Genomic DNA, 19,049 nt, shown 5'->3' on the forward strand with positions numbered 1-19,049 from the left:
ATCAGGAAGCGAACCTGAATCTTCAAAAGAATCAGGAAGCGAAGCTGAATCTTCAAAAGCTGAAGTTAAAAAAGAAGTTAAAAAAGAAGACAAAAAAGAATTACCAAACACTGGTGAAGCTGTAGGTATGACTGCATTAATCGCAGGATTACTAGGTGCTGCAGGTTTAGGAACATTATTCATGAACCGTCGTCGCCAAAGCAAATAATTTTAAATAGATTATTTATCGGCTAAAGTTACCCAAACGGGCAACTTTAGCTTTTTTTATTTACTCAAAATGATTAGGCATAGTAACTAATAAAGTAGTTAAATTTGTAAATTAAGACGATGTTTAAAGAGTTTAAATATTTTAATTGAAATATATAGCATTTTTAAATGGATATAGTATACTAATATTATATATATGTTTTTTAAAATTTAGGAGGCACTATGAAGAAGACAACTTATTTAAGCATGGGTGCAGTTGCGACTCTTACTGCATTTAGTATGCCATTGATTACAAAAGTACAAGAAGTAATGGATACAGTACAAACAGATCAACCTGAAGCAGCACAAACAGTTGTTGTTTCTGATTCAATTTCTGTTAAAGATGTTAATTCAGTTTCTGAACAACCAGCTCAAGAAAATAAAACAGTAGTAGCCGAAGACAATGCTGTTGTTATTGAAGAAGCTGTATCAACTTCACAAGAAAATCTAACAGTTGAAGAAGATATTGCAATTACTCCAGTAGCAGCAACAGCATCAACTGGAAATAAATATGTTGGCGAACCAGTTTCTTTTGTTGGTAAATTAACTCCTGGCAAAGGTGCTGTTATTAATATACCAGCTGAACTTCGTGAACAAAAACCTTACTTTGATCCAACAGATTTCAGTGGACGTACCGTAAAAGCTGTTGAACGTGTAGTTGTATAGGGTACACCGTTTGTAAACGTTCAAGCACCAGGTATTGATGGTTGGATGTTTGAGGCAGATGTAACGCCAGAGCGCGTTATCTCTTCAAAACAAGCAAGTTTTGCTGGAGTTGTAAACCAAAGAAATCATACCATCGACTCTAAACCTTGGGGATTAGATGGATACCAAAACCTTGGTTTCACTCGCGACTACCAAGGAAGAACAGTATATGGTTTGGAAGAAGTGACAACAGATCGTGCTACTTTCGTTAAAGTTAAATTTGGTGACTTTGAAGGTTGGGTAGACAAGCGTGGTATTGATATTGAAGAGATCAAATCACAACAATTCATTAAGTTTGCTGGTAAAGTAAAAGATAGAAGCCATACGATCGATACATTACCATGGGGTGTAGAAGGCTTTGAGCGACTAGCTAACACACGTCAATTTGTTGGCCGCACTGTCTACGGTACTGAAGAAGCTATTACTGACCGCGGACGTTTTGTTAAAGTTCGCGTAGGTGATTTAACGGGATGGGTTCATGATCAAGCGATTGAATTTGAAGCAATCCAAAAAGAAGAACCACTAAACTTAGTTGGAAAAATCTTACAACGTAACCACACCATTGATACATTGCCATGGGGAGTTCAAGGTTATCGTACGATTGGTCTAACACGTGATTACCATGATTTAGAAGTAAACGTTTTAGCTAAAGCAACGACTCAAAGAACACAGTTTTATAAAATTAAAACAGACAAATTTGAAGGTTGGGTAGATGTTGCAGGGATTCAACTATTAGAACAAAAGCAACCAATCGCAACACACACTGTTGTTCCTGGCGACAGCTTATGGGCAATTGCTACTAAGAACAATGTAATGATTCAAAACTTAATCGACTGGAATAACCGTAAAGATAACTATGTTTATTCAGGTGAGAAGTTATTTGTTCAAAACCCAGCGTTAGCGCCTAAACCGCAAACGCCAGCCAAGCCAGCTAAACCAAGTAAGCCAGTAGCTACGCCAACGCATACAGTCGTTCGCGGTGACAGCTTATGGGCCATTGCGAATAAACATGGTGTAACGGTTCAAAACTTACGCGAGTGGAATAACCGTAAAGATAATTACGTTTATTCAGGTGAAAAGTTATTTGTTCAAAAGCCTAATAACTCTAAGCCAGTCACACCACCAGCAAAACCAAATCCAAATGTTGGTTCACAAAGTGATCGTCCAGTAGAAAGTAAAGTAGTTTACATCGATGCTGGTCACGGTGGTTGGGAAACAGGAGCTTATTACTACGGTATTGCAGAAAAAGATATGAACTTATCGATTACTAAACGTTTATCTGCTCTTTTAAGAGAACAAGGATATACTGTAATGGAAACACGTACAACAGACGTTCACGTTCCATTAACAGAGCGTCAGCTTGAACCTAATGAAGTGGAAGCAGATATTTATATTTCTGTACACCATAATGCAAGTGGACCTTCTGGAAAGCAACAAGGAATTGTAACGTTATTCCACGATAACTCCGTTGCTGAGTGGAACTATCCAACGCTACACGATGCAAGCAAATTAGCTCAAAACCGTAAATTAGCACAAATTGTTCAAAGCTCTATGGTAGAAGAAGCACGCAAATTAAATCCAAATACTCGAGATTTAGGTGCACGTCCGCAAAACTTACACGTAACGCGTACAACAAACATGCCATCTATTTTAGTAGAATTAGGATTTATGGATCATTGGAATGAAATGCAATGGTTAAAACGTACAGATTACCAAAACAATCTAATTAACGGAATTGTTAAAGGAGTTAACCGTTACTTTAACAATATCTAATAGTAAATTAAAAGCTAGAGTCCAACCGTAGGTTCTAGCTTTTTTATGTGACTTAAATGTGATTGAAGTTCTTTACTAAACTTATAATGAATGGGGACCTTCAAACAAATTAACCATTTGTATTTCAATTAACTCCATTAAAGGTCGATACCTAGAAGTCTCTGTTTTTGAGGGATCTAATAAGATGTCGACAAAGGATTGAATATCATTTCCAAAGACTTCTTCTGCAAACGGATAAACAAAAGAATAACAATGTTCGTATAACCCTATGCCTTCCATCACTAAATGTGGGTTATTATTACTGAAATAATCGGTTATTAACGCGAAACCTTCTAAAAAGATAGGATCTTCGTTCATTGGAAGAAGTGTATCTAAATGGACTGTTTTCACGTCGCCGAACCATTCGTATTCAATCGTTGGATGCTTTTGAGCTAAGGAAGTATCTTTAGACAAATCTTCAAGCGCAGTTTTTTTAATTAATGGTGAGATCATTTCATGCTTTAACAATTCAAGGTAAAAGAATTCTTTCATTTCTAAAGAATCTAATTTTTCTCCCATACGCAATAGTTGTGTGGCCGTTTCAACGGATTGATCATAATGAGTATCGAGAAACTTTCTCATTTCGTCAAAGGAAGTGACAGATTGAACCTTATCGAATAAATCGATGAGTTCACGCTCCCTATTAATACTACGGTCAATGTGCCCTAAAAGGCTAGGATCTGTGACGTGCTCTTTTAGGAGGTATAATTCTGAAAGTAACTCATGACCAGTAGGGACCATTAAAGAAATGGAAATAAAGTAAGGAGCCTGATAACGCGAATGCTTTAAAATATCTTTTTTACTTTTAAAGTGAGTCTTCCAAAATGATTCCAATCGCGAACTAAGTTTATAACCAAAACAGGTCTCAGCAAATAAACCTACAATTTGTGCTTGTAAGGTCTCTTCTTGAGTTAATTTAAAACCTTCTTCTAAAGTGTCTAGCGCTTCGTCCACTTTACCTTCATCGAGTAAATCCATAGCGTGATCTAATAAATAATCACCATTCATCGGGAACTGAATAATATTTGACATAAGGGGCCTCCTTTTCATGTATAATAGTATTATACCAAATTGAAAGGGCGAAAGTAGATGGAAATTTATATTGATGCTGCTTTTCATCCTAAACGACACGATGCTGGCGTAGTGGCTTTTATTAAAGATTCAGTGAATACTACAAGCTTAGGACGTTATTTAACCCAAGTTGAAGATAACCATCAAGCTGAATTTAAAGCGCTCAAACTGGCTTTATCATGGCTTATTGAGCAAGAAAAACAACAGGAGATTATTATTATTCACTCGGATAGCCAGTTAGTTGCTGAGGCAGTGGACAAACGTTACGTTAAAGATAAACGTTATCAAGCTGTTTTTACAGACCTTTTGCCACTGTTGGATCAATTTGATCTTTTATTTGTTAAATGGATTCCCGAAAAAGAAAACAAACAAGCTGATCAATTAGCTAAGCAAGTGTTGAGAAAACAACAAAATTGGCCGTTTCGTTGAATGAATTAATGAAATGTGTGAATAGTACATCTTTAGAATTTGATGCGAATACGCTATAATAAAAGTACCATAAATAAAGATGATTGATTTCAAGTACTATTCAAGGTACACTTACATTTATGCGCATTACATTTGATTTTACATGGGGTGATAAATAAATGGCGGATAAAAACTTAACAGCAAAAGATATTTTACAAAAAGAATTTTCTAAATCAATTCGTGGCTATAATACCGCAGAAGTTGATGAATACTTAGACAGTATTATTCGCGACTACGACTCATATCAAAAAGATGTGGCCCATTTAAAAAGTGAAAATGAACGCTTAATGCATAAAATTGAAGAACTTTCAAAACAACTATCTCAAGCGAAACATTCCACTTCCACGTCTGCACCAGCAACAAATGTATCTAACTTTGATATTTTAAAACGTTTATCTAATCTAGAAAAGCACGTTTTTGGACAAAATATTGAAGTAGACTAATTTAATGACGTGCATGTTCTAGGTAATCGCAGTGAGTCCAACGATTCATTGAGGAAAGTCCATGCTCGCACAAGCTGCGAAGCTTGTAGTGATCGTGCTTAGCGAAACCATAAGCTAAGGTAACTTTTTAAGTTAACGGCGAATAAAAAACCTAAGGTTTAACTATGGTTGAGTCATTCATAAAGTGCCACAGAAACGAGTCTTATTGGAAACAATAAGAATGGAACGCGGTAAACCCCTCGAGCGAGCAACCCAAACACTTAAGGTAGGGGCACTTCTTCTAGGGAAATGAACCGATGAAGAAGACACATTTTTGTGTAGACAGATGATTACCCATCACTTAATGGCCTATTCATTAAGTGAGGACAGAACATGGCTTATAAGAACATGCACAAATAGGAAAGACTCTGTCATTCAGAGTCTTTTTTTATAAAAATAAATTTGTAAAAAGGATAGTGATAGTATTGTGTACGTCCATTAGTTATAAGACAAAAGACCATTATTTTGGTCAAAATTTGGATCTTGATTACTCTTATCATGAAACTGTGACTATCACCCCGAGAAACAAATCATTTAAATTGACTCATTTAAATACTATTAAACAACACCTAGCGATGATTGGCATGGCTTTTGTGGTTGATGGGTATCCGTTATATTACGATGCTACGAATGAAAAGGGTTTGAGTATTGCTGGATTAAATTTCCCGGACAATGCTCATTACAATGAGCCAATAGAAGGTAAATATAATGTCGGCTCCTTTGAGTTCATTCCTTGGATTTTATCCACTTGTTCTACAGTCCAACAAGCAAGAAAATTACTAGAAAATGTCAATATTACGACGGACTCATTTAGTGAAGATTTACCGCCGTCTCCTTTACATTGGATGATTTCAGATCGAAAAGAAACCATTGTGTTTGAACAAACTGCTCAAGGCGGTACAATTTATGATAATCCAGTAGGGGTTTTAACGAACAACCCAACGTTTGATTATCATTTAGAGCATTTAACTGACTATATGATGTGTTCATCTTACCCACCTCAAAATAATTTTTCAAAAGAATTAGATTTAAAACCTCATTGTTCGGGTATGGGAGCCATTGGGTTACCTGGAGATTTGTCATCCGCTTCACGTTTTGTTAAAGCAGCGTTTACTAAATTAAACGCGTTATCTGGAGATTCAGAATCGGAAAGTGTGACTCAGTTTTTCAAAATCTTGCATTCAGTGGAACAACAAAAAGGAGCTAATCGAACAAAGCAAGATAATGAGAGTCAATGGCAAAGCGAATACACTATTTATACGAGCTGTTGTAATACGGATCGAGGAATTTATTACTATACGACTTATAATAATAGTCAAATCAGCTATATTGATATGCACCAAGAAGATTTAGATGGAACAGAAGTTGTAAGTTATGATCTTATAATGACGCAACAATTTCATCATCAACAGTAATTGAAAGGAGTTTACATGCAACAATTTAATTTAATCGCCACTTGTGGAGCAGGAATCGAAGCGTTAGTTGCTAGTGAGTTAAAAGAGTTAGGGTACGAGACTCAAACAGAAAATGGACGCGTACGCTTTAAAGGAACTGCTTACGATATTGCGCGAACAAACCTGTGGTTAAGAAAAGCTGATCGGATCAAAATAGTTATCGGTGAATTTAAAGCGATGAGCTTTGAAGAGCTCTTCGACAAAACTTACGAGTTACCTTGGGAGAGTTTATTGACTATGGATGCTCAGTTTCCTGTAGCGGGGCGTTCGATTCAATCTAAACTACACTCCGTACCTAACGTTCAGCGCATTGTCAAAAAAGCCATTGCCCAAAAAATGATGGACTTTTATCATCGCCGTGCTAATTTGCCAGAAAGTGGCGCTGTATATCCTATCGAAGTCGTTATTCGAAAAAATAAAGTGATGTTAATTGTGGATACAAGTGGAGAAAGTTTATTTAAACGAGGGTACCGTGTTGATAAAGGAGGCGCACCATTAAAGGAAAATATGGCCGCTGCTTTAATCAAATTAACTACGTGGTATCCTGATCGTCCTCTATATGATCCAACTTGTGGCTCAGGAACGATTTTAATCGAAGCGGCTTTAATGGGTCAAAATATTGCGCCGGGTTTTAACCGAGAATTCGCTGCTGAACACTGGTTAATGCTTCCTCAAGAAGTCTGGCAACAAGTCCGGGATGAAGCTGAACAAGAGGCAAATTATGATGTGGAACTTGATTTATTTGGGACAGATATTGATCAAAATATGATCGAAATCGCTAAAGCCAATGCTTTAGAAGCGGGAGTTTTACACAACATCGAATTTAAACAAATGAATTTAGCTGACTATAAACCTACAAAAGAACACGGCATTTTAATTGCCAACCCGCCTTATGGGGATCGTTTATTAGACAAAGAAAAAGCCCATGAATTATACCAAAAGATGGGTGAAATTTACCGCGAAATGCCAACGTGGAGTAAATATATTTTAACGAGTGATGATCACTTTGAGGAATATTATGGTCAAAAAGCGACTCGTAAACGTAAATTATATAACGGTCCAATCCGAACAACTTACTATCAGTATTGGGCGAACAAAGGAAGGTGACAGGATGGATAAAAATAATATATATGAAGTCATTGAAAAGATATTAAATACGATTCATTTACCGGGTGAATGGTCTCTTGTTTGGTACGAACAAAAGAAATATGTTGAACTGACGGTGCAATTAGAGTTTGATAATTTTGAAGAAATTGGACTAATCGATGAAGTAGGAGAACAAATGCGTCAAGAGCGCAATTTGTATCAATTACATGTCATCTTTTATGATAACAAATACTATGAGGGAGGCTTTCCTCATTGTTTAGTGTCAATTGGGATTAATCCTGAAGAAGGCGTAGAGTATTCTTATTTATACGCTGTCTTAGATTATTTAAAATACTTACTCGTTAAAAGTCGCCTGGACTGGAATGAATTTATTAACAACGAGCGTTCGTATTTTGATATTGATTGGCGAAAAGAAGAGTTAGAGGCTCGAATTAACCACTTAAAGACAACCCACCGATACTCGACTAAGCCCTTATTTTTCCCGCATCAATTAAATTAAAGGAGACGATTGTATGCAACAATGGCATCAAGTTACCCTCATCGCTAATAATTTAAGCGATGATACAATTGATTACATTAATTATTTATACTTTGAATTAGGTGCAACAGGCACGCAAGTGAAATATGCCACAGATTATTTAAAAAACACTCTTAATTTATTTGGGACTCTTGAAGATCCATTGACTACAGATTTAGATCGTCCCACTCAAATCGAAGCTTATTTTGACGAATTACCTGACGTGGATCGATTAGAAAAGAAATTAGAGAGCTATTTAGAAGGAATAAACTGGCAGGTAGAAACCACTACAGTTCAAGAAGAAAATTGGCAAGAAGGATGGATGGAACATTATCATCCGGAAATGATTAGTCGCTTTTTAACGATTGTGCCTGAGTGGTATGATTATACGCCTAGTCCTGGTGAAGAAATGATTCGCATCAATCCCGGACTTTCTTTTGGAACCGGTAACCATCCAACAACGAAACTCGGCGCACAAGCTTTAGAGATGGTCATGCGCGGAGGGGAAGTCGTTCTAGATGTGGGAACAGGAAGTGGTATATTATCCTTTGTAGCTCAGCGCTTTGGAGCAAGGTATGTATATGGATATGACCTAGATCCGCAGGCGATTGAAAGTGCTAGAGGCAATTTAATTCATCAAACATCACAAGCTAAAGAAAGCATTGAATTTTACGTCAATGATTTATTAAAAGGTATTGATCATGAAGCAGATATTATTGTGGCTAATATTTTACCTCATATTTTAGTGCATTTATTTGAAGATGCTAAACGACTTCTTAAGCCAAAGGGTCATTTGATTTTAGGAGGTATTATTGACGATCAAACAGATTTCATTGAAGAAAAATTAGATCAATTTGGTTGGCAAGTAGTTCAAAAGATGACTTATTATGAGTGGACCGGCTACATTGTTCAGTTAAAGAAAGAAGGCTAAGATGCAACGCTATTTTATCCCTGAATCATCAGTAACAGTGGGCGAAACAATGATTCTCGATCAAGAGATCAGCCATCATATGCTAAAGGTGATGCGCAATCAAGTAAAAGAGAGTGTTTATTTAGTTTCAGCTGAACAAATGCTTTATGAAGCGGTGTTAATTGAAGAAGTCGACAAAAAAGCCAAAGTAAAAATTAAGCAACAACTCGCCACTCCTTCAACGGAATTACCGATTAATGTCACAATTGCTTGTGGCTTATCTAAAAATGATAAATTAGATTGGATCGTTCAAAAAGGAACAGAGTGCGGAATGAGTGCGTTTATTCCCATTGCTTTACAGCGGGATGTCGTAAAGTGGCCAGCCAAAAAGGTGACTCAACGAATCGAGCGGCTGCAAAAAATCGCCAAAGAAGCGGCTCAGCAGTCCTATCGATTAAAAGTGCCAAAAGTTGATTCCTATACTTCCTTTAAACAGCTATTAGACTTATCAAAAGAATATGATCATTTGTTTGTTGCCTATGAAGAAACGGCTAAAAATAATGAATTAAAGACATTGTTAGTAGCTCATGAAAGCTTAAGATTTGATGATAAAGTACTCGTTGTATTTGGTTCAGAAGGTGGATTTAACCCTACAGAAATTACCCAATTAGAAGAAGTAGGTTTTATTCCTATTGGATTAGGGCCACGTATTTTAAGAGCGGAAACCGCTCCTATTTATTATTTAGCTACTTTAAGTTATATAAGCGAAATGATGAATAAACCGTTTACATAAGCATTGGCAACTTTTAGAAAGTACGGTATGATATATTAATATACGAATGAAAGAGGTGACCCATCATGGCAAGAAATCCTGACCTAACTGCCAAGGAAGTCATGGATATATGTGCTTCCTATATGAATGAAGATCAATTAAAATTTGTTGAAAAGTCCCTAGACTATGCTACAAAAGCTCATGAAGGGCAAATGAGAATGTCAGGTGAGCCATATATTATTCACCCGATTCAAGTAGCAGGTATTTTAGCTCAATTAGGTATGGACACGGATACAGTCGCGGCAGGTTTTTTACATGATGTTGTAGAAGACACAGACCACACATTAGAAGACATTGCTGAAAACTTTAATGACGCAACAGCTTTTATTGTTGACGGTGTAACTAAATTAGGAAAGATTCGTTTTCAAAGTAAAGAAGAAGCCTTAGCGGAAAATCACCGTAAAATGCTTTTAGCTATGGCAAAAGACATGCGAATTATTATTGTAAAGTTAGCGGACCGTTTGCATAATATGCGTACGATGAAATTCCAAAAACCTGAAAAACAAATCGAAAAATCAAAAGAAGCGTTAGAAGTCTACGCGCCATTAGCAGACCGATTAGGGATGAATGTGATTAAGTGGGAATTAGAAGATACATCGTTGCGCTATTTAAATCCTGGCGACTATTACAATATCGTCAAACTGATGAAAGTAAAGCGCAATGAACGAGAAGCTTATATTCAAGAAGCCATTGATGTGATTGAGAAATCTTTAAAAGAAACGGGAATTGAAGGCGAAGTATACGGACGACCTAAACATTTATATTCCATTTACCGTAAGATGACGGATCAAAATAAAGAGTTTGATGATATTTATGACTTACTAGCGATTCGGATTTTAGTCCATGACGTAAAGGATTGTTACGCCGCTTTAGGAATTATTCATACGAAATGGAAGCCGTTACCTGGTCGTTTTAAAGATTATATCGCTATGCCGAAGGCTAATATGTACCAATCCCTTCATACAACGGTGATTGGTCCTTTAGGTAAGCCTATTGAAATTCAAATTCGTACCTATGAAATGCATGACGTAGCCGAAAATGGGGTTGCAGCTCACTGGGCTTATAAACAAGGCCGAACGCAAGCAGTTAAACCAGAAGACAATATCCAACGTCAGTTAAAGTGGTTTAGAGATTTAGTCGAACTACAAGACGATGCAAGAGATGCTAGCGAATTTATGGATTTTGTGAAAGAAGATATTTTTAAAGATTTAGTCTATGTCTTCTCTCCACAAGGAGATGTGTTTGAACTCCCTAAAGGAGCAGGTCCGATTGACTTTGCTTACAATGTTCATAGTGAAGTCGGCGATAAAACTGTTGGCGCTAAAGTGAATGGTCGAATTGTTACTTTAAACTATAAATTAAAAACTGGTGACATTGTCGAAATTTTAACGAATCCAAACTCCGGCGGACCTAGCCGAGACTGGATTAAATTTGCTTCCACTAGTAAAGCGCGAAATAAAATTAGACGACATTTTAAAATAATTGATGCTGAACGAAACCGAGCGGATGGGCAAGATTTATTAGAAGACGCTTTAAAGAAAGAAAAGATTCCTTTACGAGTATTAGCTACCCGGTCATCAACGGATGAAATCTTAAAGCGTTTTAACCATAATACGATGGAAGAGTTATACGTTTCCATTGGCGTAGGGGATGTTCCTTTAACAACGATTGTTAATTATATTCGTAAACGAGAAAACGACAAAGCAACTAAAGCAGAACCTAAAACAGTTTCTAATACGGAAACCATTCAAAAAGATCACCGTCACAATGACCGAACAAAGCCGAATGAATCAGGAGTTATCGTCAAAGGAATGGACGGATTAATGGTTCGTTTAAGTCGTTGTTGTAACCCAGTTCCAGGAGACCCGATTATTGGCTACATTACAAGAGGACGAGGCATTTCGGTTCACCGCGTAGACTGTAAAAACTTATTAACGGATCCCGACTATAAAGAGCGAACCATTGAAGTGGCTTGGCAAAATACAGCAGCTTCAGAAGATTATGAAACAGAATTACAAATCGCTGGGTTTGATCGTTCTGGTTTAATGAATGATGTATTAAATGTCATTAATCATACTGTTCGTAACTTAAAAGGAATCAATGGACGGATTACAGATGAAGGAATGGCCGTATTGACAGTCACTGTTTTGATTTCTAATATTTCTCAGCTAGAAGACTTGATCCGCAAGTTATCCAATATTCCGGATGTCTATGAAGTTGAACGAGTTGTAGGTTAGTAAAGGAGAAGTTATGCGAATCATTATTCAACGTAGTAAAGAAAGTAGCGTCTCAGTAGAAGGAGAAGTTATTGGCTCTATTGATAAAGGGCTTGTGTTATTAGTGGGCTTTCACGATGATGACACTCAAGAGGATTTAGATTATGCGGTTCGTAAAGTAGTCAATATGCGTTTATTTAGCGATGACGAGGGTCGAATGAATTTAAGTCTAAAAGATATTAAAGGTGCTATTTTATCTGTTAGCCAGTTCACCTTATATGCCAACACTAAAAAAGGTAACCGACCAAGTTTTATGGCGGCTGCTCAACCTGATTATGCTGAACAACTTTACCATCAGTTCAATGAAAAATTAAAAGAAGAAAACGTTCCCGTAGAAACGGGATCGTTTGGAGCGATGATGGATGTGTCCATTCAAAATGATGGGCCAGTGACTATTATTTTAGATACGAAAGATCGTTAAAAAATCCCTTTAAAACCGTAGACAAATGGTTTTAAAGGGATTTCTTTATGGTTGATTTGTACGAGAAGTCAAATAATTTTCAATTCCTTGGGTCAATAAATGGGCAAGTCGTTGTCGATATTCGGCCGTTTTAATAATATCTAAGTCATGAGAAGAGCTAACGTAGCCTAATTCTAAAAGTAAACTTGGTCGATTGTTTTCTCGAATGACTTGATAGTTTCCAAAGTGAATGCCGTTATTTTGCAGTGGACCTTCCATTAATGCGTTATTAATCGCTTCAGCAAGACCTAAATCTTCTAAATGATAAAAATAGGTTGACGTTCCACTAAAATCATGAGCTAATTCGTCATAATGGATACTTACAAAAATATCAGAATATTCTTCATTACTTAACTTAGCACGGTCTTTTAACTCTACTGACTGATCGTCCGTTCGAGTCATCATAACCACAGCACCTTTTTCTTCAAGAGCTTCTTTTAAAGCTAAAGACGTCGAAAGTGTGAGATCCTTTTCATAAGTATCATCGCGAGCGATAGCTCCCGGATCTTCACCACCGTGACCCGGGTCAATAGTAATGACGGCGTCTTTTAAAGAAGTCGCAATGGCCGGTTCGTGGTTATCTGAATCGGCTAAAAAGGCGGTAGAACGACTGTTGACGTAACCTTTTTGACCATTTTCATCTTCTACGTAATATAATTCTTCGCCAAAGTTGTCTTCAACCGAATTAATGTATTTAAAGGTTTGGTTAAGCTCTACAACATACAACATATCAGTATCGACAGCAGGTCCTTCAAAAAAGAACTGTTCAGGTTCTCTAACTTGAACGATTTCTCCTTCTTGATATTCAATTTTTCCAAATTCAGCATTTTCAGCTTCGAATTCGTTATAAGTTGTTGAAGTAGCTGTCGTGTTATTAGCTGAAGGGACGATATCGATGAGAGAAGTGTCGATGTATCCTTCTTGTCCATTATAAGAAATTTTAGCCCACTGTTCATCGATCATTTGAATTGGAATTTGTTCCTTATCTCGTGTGCGATCAATTTCTTTTCGGTCTTTAGAAGTGGTATTGTAAATTGGAGTGTCGGTATACGTCAATGCACTGACGTCTTTGGAGGATTCAATATTTGATTGATTGGCCATCCAAACAGGAATCCAGCCCACTTGATTATTTTGCGTTCTTATCTTATACCAGTTATTATGCTCTTTAATAATATTATATTTATCCCCGACATTTAATTCAAAAATTGCTTTTTCTTGTGTATTCCGTTGATGGGTCCCATAAATAGAGTGATGTTCTACTACTTTTTGTGGTTGGACTACTAAAGGAATAAGACAAATAAAGACAATTGTGAATAGACCAATCGATAATGTAAGGGGGAATAATTTTCTAGAAAAGAGGGATCTTAAAGTGCTCTTCACACGCGGCCTCCTAATCAATTAATTCTTATTGATTATATTATAGTGATCCCTTAGTGAATTATCAATACACACTGTTAAAGTCATAAAGAGCTACTTGACACCTACTTGAAGATCCGTTATTGTAAATAGTAGCTATATTATTAAAATTCATTGAAGCGGATTTTTTTCATTCTAAATAACAGAGAGTCTATCATTGGTGAAAGTAGATAAGAATTGAGTTGACACCCGCTTAGAAGAATAATGCAAAGTTATTCCGCGACATCGCGTTACAATGTTTAAGACAGCAATAAATTATATTGTTAAAATTAGGTGGTACCACGCCAAGAGCGTCCTATAGCTTTTTAAGCTTAGGGCGCTTTTTTATATTGAAGGAGGAATATTGATGATTCGTAAGATGAAAGGAACAGAAGACTTGTTGCCAAATGAAACATATCGTTGGCAATATCTTGAAGATACAGCACGTATGTTATTTGAAAGTTATAATTTTCAAGAAATACGAACTCCTTTATTTGAATCATTTGATTTATTTAGTCGCTCTGTAGGAGAGACGACTGATATTATTTCTAAGGAAATGTATGACTTTTATGACAAAGGCGATCGCCACATTGCTCTTCGTCCAGAAGGGACCGCGCCAGTGGTTCGAGCCTATGTTGAACACAAACTCTTCGGACCCGAACATCCTCAACCTTTAAAAGTGTATTATATGGGGCCAATGTTTCGCTATGAGCGTCCTCAAGCAGGTCGTCAACGTCAGTTCCATCAAATTGGTGTGGAAGTGTTTGGCAGTATGAACCCGGCCACAGATGCGGAAACCATTGCTTTGGCTTGGGACTACTTACAAGAGTTAGGGGTTAAAGATTTAACGTTATACATTAACTCTTTAGGTACAAGTGAAGACCGAGCGAATTACCGTCAAGCTTTAATAGATTACTTTACACCATTAAAGGATCAACTGAGTCCTGAGTCACAAACGCGTTTAGAAGATAATCCGTTACGTATTTTAGATAGTAAAAATCCTGATGACCAAAGGTTAGTAGAAGATGCTCCTAAAATTTTGGATTATATTAATGATGAAAGTAAAAAACACTTTGAATCAGTACAATCATTACTGAGTGCTTTAAATATTCCCTACGAAGTCGATCCTTTAATCGTTCGTGGGTTAGATTATTATCAAGATACGATTTTTGAAATTATGGTTCAAGATAAAGGAATTGGCGCTCAATCGACGATTTGTGGGGGCGGGCGCTATGATGGTTTAGTACAATCTTTAGGTGGACCTCAAACGCCTGGCTTTGGCTTTGGCTTAGGAATGGAGCGTTTATTACTCCTTCTAGATAAAGAAGAAGTTGAAATTCCGCAACCTGAAGGACTGGATGTTTTTGTGATTGGTTTAGGCGAAGAGGTCAATGAAATGGCTCTACGTTTAGTTCAAGCCGCCAGACAAGATGGGCTTATCGCAGACCGTGACTTTTTAGATCGCAGTTTAAGATCACAATTTAGAACTGCTGATCGCCAAAAAGCCAAAACAACAATTGTTCTTGGTGAAAATGAATTAAAAGAAGGGCAAGTCAAACTGAAAAACCAAGAAACGAACAAAGAACGTACAGTAAAAATTGATGATTTATTAGAAAACTTTTTATTTGAATTCCAAAAATCAACGACAGATACAAGTGTCATTGACAGCTTTTTTAAAGGAGAGTAAATAATGGAAAAACGAACAACATATAGTGGATTAGTCAACGAATCAATGGTCGGTCAAACGATCACATTAAAAGGATGGGTGCAACGCCGTCGTGACTTTGGTGGGTTAATTTTCGTAGACTTAAGAGACCGCGAAGGAATCTCTCAAGTTGTTTTTGATGAAGAGGTTATCGGAGAAGAAGCGATGAAAGTCGTTGACGGCTTACGCTCTGAATACGTTATTAGTGTAACCGGTGAATTAAAACAACGAGATGAAGCTCAATATAACGACAACATTAAAACAGGAAAAGTCGAATTGGAAGCCCATGAAATCACTTTATTATCTAAAGCAAAAACACCTGCGATTTACATTGAAGACGATATTGATGTGGATGAAGAAGTACGTTTACGTCACCGTTATTTAGACTTACGTCGTCCAGAAATGTACCAAAACTTATTGTTACGTCACAAAACAACTCACAGTATTCGCGAATATTTGAATAGTGTTGGTTTTTTAGATGTTGAAACGCCGACATTAACTAAGTCAACTCCTGAAGGAGCTAGAGACTACCTTGTACCAACACGTCGTGAACCAGGTTACTTTTATGCATTACCTCAATCACCGCAACTATTCAAACAACTCTTAATGGGAGCTGGAGTTGACCGTTATTACCAAATTGCTCGTTGTTTTAGAGATGAGGACTTACGTGGAGACCGTCAACCGGAATTTACTCAAGTTGACTTAGAGATGAGCTTTGCGACGCAAGAAGAAATTCAACAAACTGTTGAAGAAATGCTTAAAAAAGTCGTCAAAGATACAAAAGGCATCGAAATAACTGAAGACTTCCCAACAATGACTTATGCTCATGCGATGGAACATTATGGCTCAGATAAGCCAGATATTCGCTTTGAAATGACGTTAAAAGATTTAACTGAGTTTGCCAAAACAAGCGAGTTTGGCGTCTTTGCCAATGCGGTAAAGGCAGGTGGACAAGTTAAGGGAATTAACTTAAAAGGATTAGCGGACGAGTATACCCGTAAAACAGCCGATGAATTAATTGAGATCGTTAAACCATACGGTGCGAAAGGTTTAGCATGGATTAAAGTCACCGAAGATGGCTTTAATGGCCCAATTCAACGTTTCTTTAGCGATGAAGAATCTGTTAAAGTCATTACAGAAACTTTTGAGGCCGAACCGGGAGACATTATTTTCTTCGTAGCGGATTCGAAAGAAGTAGTCGCTGCTTCTCTTGCAGAATTACGAGTTCACTTAGCGAAAAAACATGGGTTAATCGACGAAAACGAACTAGCTTTCCTATGGGTCATCGATTGGCCATTATTAGAGTATGACGAAGAAGCTGGTCGCTATGTGGCAATGCACCATCCGTTCACTTCACCACAAAATGACGATATTGAAGCATTAAAAGCTCATCCAGAAGAAGCATTAGCTCGCGCTTATGATATTGTCTTAAATGGTTACGAAATTGGTGGCGGATCATTACGTATTTATACACCAGAAATGCAAATGCAAATGTTTGAATTATTAGGCTTTACGCCACAACAAGCTAAAGAACAATTTGGTTTCTTACTAGAAGCCTTTGAATATGGTTTCCCACCACATGGTGGACTGGCTTTAGGGTTAGACCGTTTAGTCATGATTTTAGCTAACGAACCAAACATTCGTGAAGTCATTGCCTTTCCAAAAACAGGTCGTGGTGTAGACTTAATGATGCATGCACCAGATAAAGTTGCTAAAGATCAGTTAGACGAACTACATTTAGGCGTTAAACCGCGTCCTAACAAGCCAAGCTCAAAATAGGAGTTGATTACATGTTAATCGGATCTCATGTTTCTTTAAAAGGAGATAAAATGCTGCTAGGATCCGTTGAAGAAGCAGCCTCATATGGAAGTGATGTCTTTATGGTTTATACCGGCGCACCGCAAAACACGCGCCGGAAAGCCATTGATACGTTCCGAATTGAAGAAGCTCATGAACTAATGAAAGAAAGTAACATTAAGTTTTTCACAGTTCATGCACCTTACATTGTTAACTTAGCCAATACAACAAAAGAAGGCTATCATGAATTCGCCATTGAATTTTTACAAGAAGAAATTAGAAGAACTCATGCGATTGGCGCTCATCAAATTACGCTTCATCCCGGAGCTCACGTAGGAGCAGGGCTAGAAGTCGGAATGAAGCAGTTGATTCACGGTTTAAATGAAGTCGTCAATCCAGATGTAGATGTTCAAATCGCCTTGGAGACAATGGCTGGTAAGGGAACAGAAATTGGGCGAACGTTTGAAGAGCTCGCTCAAATTATTGATGGAGTCACTCATAACGATAAGTTATCTGTTACCTTTGATACATGTCACGTCTTTGATGCAGGCTATAATATTAAAGAAGACTTTGATGGCGTATTAAATGAATTTGATAAGATCATTGGATTAGATTACTTAAAAGTTATTCATTTAAATGACTCTCGCAATGAACAAGGCAGTCATAAAGATCGCCACGCTAATATTGGACAAGGTAATATTGGTTTTGATGCGTTAAACTACATTGCTCATCACCCTCAATTAAAAGGCTTACCGATCATTATGGAAACACCTTGGGTGGAAGTCGATGAAAAAACAAAAGTGCCTCCTTATAAGTATGAAATTGAAATGCTTCGAAGTGGTACATACAATCCTCATTTAATGGAAGACATTAAAGAACAAAAGTAAAACAAAAGGTAGAAGAAAGCTCATCAGCTACTTCTACCTTTTTTCATTAAAAGCGATTTGTTTCGTCGCGGTTAGACAAACGTAAATTGAGTAAATCAATAATAATGTTGGCTGATTCTTCAATACTGCGATCCGCCACGTTTAATTCGGGACAATTTAATTCTTTATAAAGATTTCTAGCGTAATTTAATTCTTCTTCAACCCGTTCTTTTGAAGCATACTTAGTTTGTGTATCCAACCCATACTCAAGCATTCGAGCATGACGGTGACGGTGGACAACTTCCGGAACGTTAGTTAAACCAATAATTTTCTTCGGATTGACTTCAAAAATTTGACGTGGCAATTGACTTTCGGGAATTAAAGGTAAGTTAGCTACTTTAAATCCTTTATTGGCTAAATACATGGCTAGCGGAGTTTTACCTGTTCTAGAAATACCTAAAAGAACAACGTCGGCATCGAAAAAGCCTTCCGGGTTTTTTCCATCGTCATAATTAATCGCAAATTCCATCGCAGCAATACGGCGGAAATATTCATCGGATAGTTTATAAGAAGCATTGGCTTCTTCAGAAGGTTTTAACCCTGTACGACGTTCAATATCTTTTTTGATCGGTTGAATTAAGTTATAGCACCCTAAATCATGCTCTTGACAAAATTTAACAACATATTCAGCTAAATAAGTATCGATCATATTTAAAAAGACTAGCCCATCAAGCTCTTTGACTTGTTCTAAAATAGTATCTAGTTGTTCAGTAGTCGAAATATTACTAAAGTTATGTAAAATAGTTTCCTTAAAAGGAAATTGCGCTAATACTTCAGTGGCGACCTCTTCTGCAGTATCTCCTACGAAATCGGATAAAATATAATAATCAATAATGTACTCATTTGTTTTAGACATAAACTTTCTCTCCTTTATTACACTGTTATT

General features: G+C 37.0%; 18 protein-coding genes and 1 other RNA gene. 16 read left to right on the forward strand and 3 right to left on the reverse strand.

Translation table 11 applies throughout. The features are described 5' to 3' along the window. The 3 genes from BLR79_RS01520 to BLR79_RS01530 all read left to right on the forward strand — a co-directional run. On the forward strand, positions 1-208 hold a 208-nt coding region (locus tag BLR79_RS01520), incomplete at its 5' end, for an LPXTG cell wall anchor domain-containing protein (RefSeq protein WP_143338751.1). A gap of 245 nt (positions 209-453) precedes the next feature. Beyond that, positions 454-912 (forward strand): hypothetical protein, encoded by a 459-nt coding sequence (locus tag BLR79_RS01525; RefSeq protein ID WP_234970763.1) that lies wholly within the window; start codon positions 454-456, stop codon positions 910-912. A gap of 45 nt (positions 913-957) precedes the next feature. Beyond that, positions 958-2,724 carry an N-acetylmuramoyl-L-alanine amidase gene (locus tag BLR79_RS01530; protein WP_092084185.1) on the forward strand — a complete coding sequence of 589 codons (1,767 nt, stop codon included), beginning with the start codon at positions 958-960 and terminating at the stop codon, positions 2,722-2,724. An 81-nt stretch (positions 2,725-2,805) separates the two neighbouring features. Here the strand turns inward: BLR79_RS01530 and BLR79_RS01535 are convergent, their stop codons facing one another. Further along, positions 2,806-3,795 (reverse strand): hypothetical protein, encoded by a 990-nt coding sequence (locus BLR79_RS01535; RefSeq protein WP_092084187.1) that lies wholly within the window; start codon positions 3,793-3,795, stop codon positions 2,806-2,808. 57 nt (positions 3,796-3,852) lie between these two features. Here BLR79_RS01535 and BLR79_RS01540 point away from each other — a divergent pair, with 57 nt between their 5' ends. From BLR79_RS01540 to dtd, 10 genes are all read left to right on the forward strand, one after another. Beyond that, positions 3,853-4,263 (forward strand): ribonuclease HI family protein, encoded by a 411-nt coding sequence (locus tag BLR79_RS01540; protein ID WP_092084188.1) that lies wholly within the window; start codon positions 3,853-3,855, stop codon positions 4,261-4,263. Positions 4,264-4,421: 158 nt separating this feature from the next. Further along, the gene (gpsB, locus tag BLR79_RS01545) at positions 4,422-4,745 is read left to right on the forward strand and encodes a cell division regulator GpsB (RefSeq protein WP_092084190.1); all 324 of its coding nucleotides are present in this window, start codon (positions 4,422-4,424) and stop codon (positions 4,743-4,745) included. A 14-nt stretch (positions 4,746-4,759) separates the two neighbouring features. Continuing rightward, an RNA gene (gene rnpB, locus BLR79_RS01550) (RNase P RNA component class B) lies at positions 4,760-5,130 on the forward strand. A gap of 79 nt (positions 5,131-5,209) precedes the next feature. Further along, on the forward strand, positions 5,210-6,199 hold the full coding sequence (bsh, locus tag BLR79_RS01555; protein ID WP_092084192.1) for a choloylglycine hydrolase: 990 nt from the start codon (positions 5,210-5,212) through the stop codon (positions 6,197-6,199). Between the two features lie 15 nt (positions 6,200-6,214). After that, the gene (locus tag BLR79_RS01560; protein WP_092084194.1) at positions 6,215-7,345 is read left to right on the forward strand and encodes a THUMP domain-containing class I SAM-dependent RNA methyltransferase; all 1,131 of its coding nucleotides are present in this window, start codon (positions 6,215-6,217) and stop codon (positions 7,343-7,345) included. Positions 7,346-7,349: 4 nt separating this feature from the next. Then, complete coding sequence (locus BLR79_RS01565) at positions 7,350-7,844, forward strand: DUF3013 family protein (RefSeq protein WP_159427558.1); 495 nt, start codon at positions 7,350-7,352, stop codon at positions 7,842-7,844. Between the two features lie 13 nt (positions 7,845-7,857). Further along, entirely contained in the window at positions 7,858-8,793 is a 936-nt protein-coding gene (prmA, locus tag BLR79_RS01570; protein WP_092084198.1) for a 50S ribosomal protein L11 methyltransferase, read from the forward strand. Position 8,794: 1 nt separating this feature from the next. Beyond that, positions 8,795-9,565 (forward strand): 16S rRNA (uracil(1498)-N(3))-methyltransferase, encoded by a 771-nt coding sequence (locus BLR79_RS01575; RefSeq protein ID WP_092084200.1) that lies wholly within the window; start codon positions 8,795-8,797, stop codon positions 9,563-9,565. Between the two features lie 65 nt (positions 9,566-9,630). Beyond that, positions 9,631-11,841: a RelA/SpoT family protein gene (locus BLR79_RS01580; RefSeq protein WP_092084202.1), complete on the forward strand. Its 2,211-nt coding sequence runs from the start codon at positions 9,631-9,633 to the stop codon at positions 11,839-11,841. A 13-nt stretch (positions 11,842-11,854) separates the two neighbouring features. Then, complete coding sequence (dtd, locus tag BLR79_RS01585; RefSeq protein ID WP_092084204.1) at positions 11,855-12,301, forward strand: D-aminoacyl-tRNA deacylase; 447 nt, start codon at positions 11,855-11,857, stop codon at positions 12,299-12,301. Between the two features lie 45 nt (positions 12,302-12,346). On the opposite strand, the gene BLR79_RS01590 is transcribed toward dtd, so the two are convergent. Further along, positions 12,347-13,720: an N-acetylmuramoyl-L-alanine amidase family protein gene (locus BLR79_RS01590; protein ID WP_092084205.1), complete on the reverse strand. Its 1,374-nt coding sequence runs from the start codon at positions 13,718-13,720 to the stop codon at positions 12,347-12,349. A gap of 382 nt (positions 13,721-14,102) precedes the next feature. Between BLR79_RS01590 and hisS the strand changes: the two genes are divergently transcribed. From hisS to BLR79_RS01605, 3 genes are read left to right on the forward strand one after another with little or no spacing between them, the layout of a single operon-like run. Further along, entirely contained in the window at positions 14,103-15,422 is a 1,320-nt protein-coding gene (hisS, locus tag BLR79_RS01595; RefSeq protein ID WP_092084207.1) for a histidine--tRNA ligase, read from the forward strand. Positions 15,423-15,425: 3 nt separating this feature from the next. Further along, positions 15,426-17,219, forward strand: a complete 1,794-nt coding sequence (aspS, locus tag BLR79_RS01600; protein ID WP_092084209.1) for an aspartate--tRNA ligase — start codon at positions 15,426-15,428, stop codon at positions 17,217-17,219. Positions 17,220-17,230: 11 nt separating this feature from the next. After that, positions 17,231-18,124: a deoxyribonuclease IV gene (locus BLR79_RS01605; protein WP_092084211.1), complete on the forward strand. Its 894-nt coding sequence runs from the start codon at positions 17,231-17,233 to the stop codon at positions 18,122-18,124. A 46-nt stretch (positions 18,125-18,170) separates the two neighbouring features. On the opposite strand, the gene BLR79_RS01610 is transcribed toward BLR79_RS01605, so the two are convergent. After that, positions 18,171-19,019: a pyruvate, water dikinase regulatory protein gene (locus BLR79_RS01610; RefSeq protein ID WP_092084213.1), complete on the reverse strand. Its 849-nt coding sequence runs from the start codon at positions 19,017-19,019 to the stop codon at positions 18,171-18,173. Positions 19,020-19,049: the final 30 nt, after the last annotated feature.

It is taken from the genome of Dolosicoccus paucivorans, from assembly GCF_900100125.1.
GTDB classification, from domain to species: Bacteria; Bacillota; Bacilli; order Lactobacillales; family Aerococcaceae; genus Dolosicoccus; species Dolosicoccus paucivorans.

Coding starts and splice junctions, on each gene's coding strand:
- BLR79_RS01525 (WP_234970763.1), top strand. CDS start 454: ATGGGTGCAGTTGCGACTCTTACTGCATTTAGTATGCCATTGATTACA.
- BLR79_RS01530 (WP_092084185.1), top strand. CDS start 958: ATGTTTGAGGCAGATGTAACGCCAGAGCGCGTTATCTCTTCAAAACAA.
- BLR79_RS01535 (WP_092084187.1), bottom strand. CDS start 3,795: ATGTCAAATATTATTCAGTTCCCGATGAATGGTGATTATTTATTAGAT.
- BLR79_RS01540 (WP_092084188.1), top strand. CDS start 3,853: ATGGAAATTTATATTGATGCTGCTTTTCATCCTAAACGACACGATGCT.
- gpsB (WP_092084190.1), top strand. CDS start 4,422: ATGGCGGATAAAAACTTAACAGCAAAAGATATTTTACAAAAAGAATTT.
- BLR79_RS01560 (WP_092084194.1), top strand. CDS start 6,215: ATGCAACAATTTAATTTAATCGCCACTTGTGGAGCAGGAATCGAAGCG.
- BLR79_RS01565 (WP_159427558.1), top strand. CDS start 7,350: ATGGATAAAAATAATATATATGAAGTCATTGAAAAGATATTAAATACG.
- prmA (WP_092084198.1), top strand. CDS start 7,858: ATGCAACAATGGCATCAAGTTACCCTCATCGCTAATAATTTAAGCGAT.
- BLR79_RS01575 (WP_092084200.1), top strand. CDS start 8,795: ATGCAACGCTATTTTATCCCTGAATCATCAGTAACAGTGGGCGAAACA.
- BLR79_RS01580 (WP_092084202.1), top strand. CDS start 9,631: ATGGCAAGAAATCCTGACCTAACTGCCAAGGAAGTCATGGATATATGT.
- dtd (WP_092084204.1), top strand. CDS start 11,855: ATGCGAATCATTATTCAACGTAGTAAAGAAAGTAGCGTCTCAGTAGAA.
- hisS (WP_092084207.1), top strand. CDS start 14,103: ATGATTCGTAAGATGAAAGGAACAGAAGACTTGTTGCCAAATGAAACA.
- aspS (WP_092084209.1), top strand. CDS start 15,426: ATGGAAAAACGAACAACATATAGTGGATTAGTCAACGAATCAATGGTC.
- BLR79_RS01605 (WP_092084211.1), top strand. CDS start 17,231: ATGTTAATCGGATCTCATGTTTCTTTAAAAGGAGATAAAATGCTGCTA.
- BLR79_RS01610 (WP_092084213.1), bottom strand. CDS start 19,019: ATGTCTAAAACAAATGAGTACATTATTGATTATTATATTTTATCCGAT.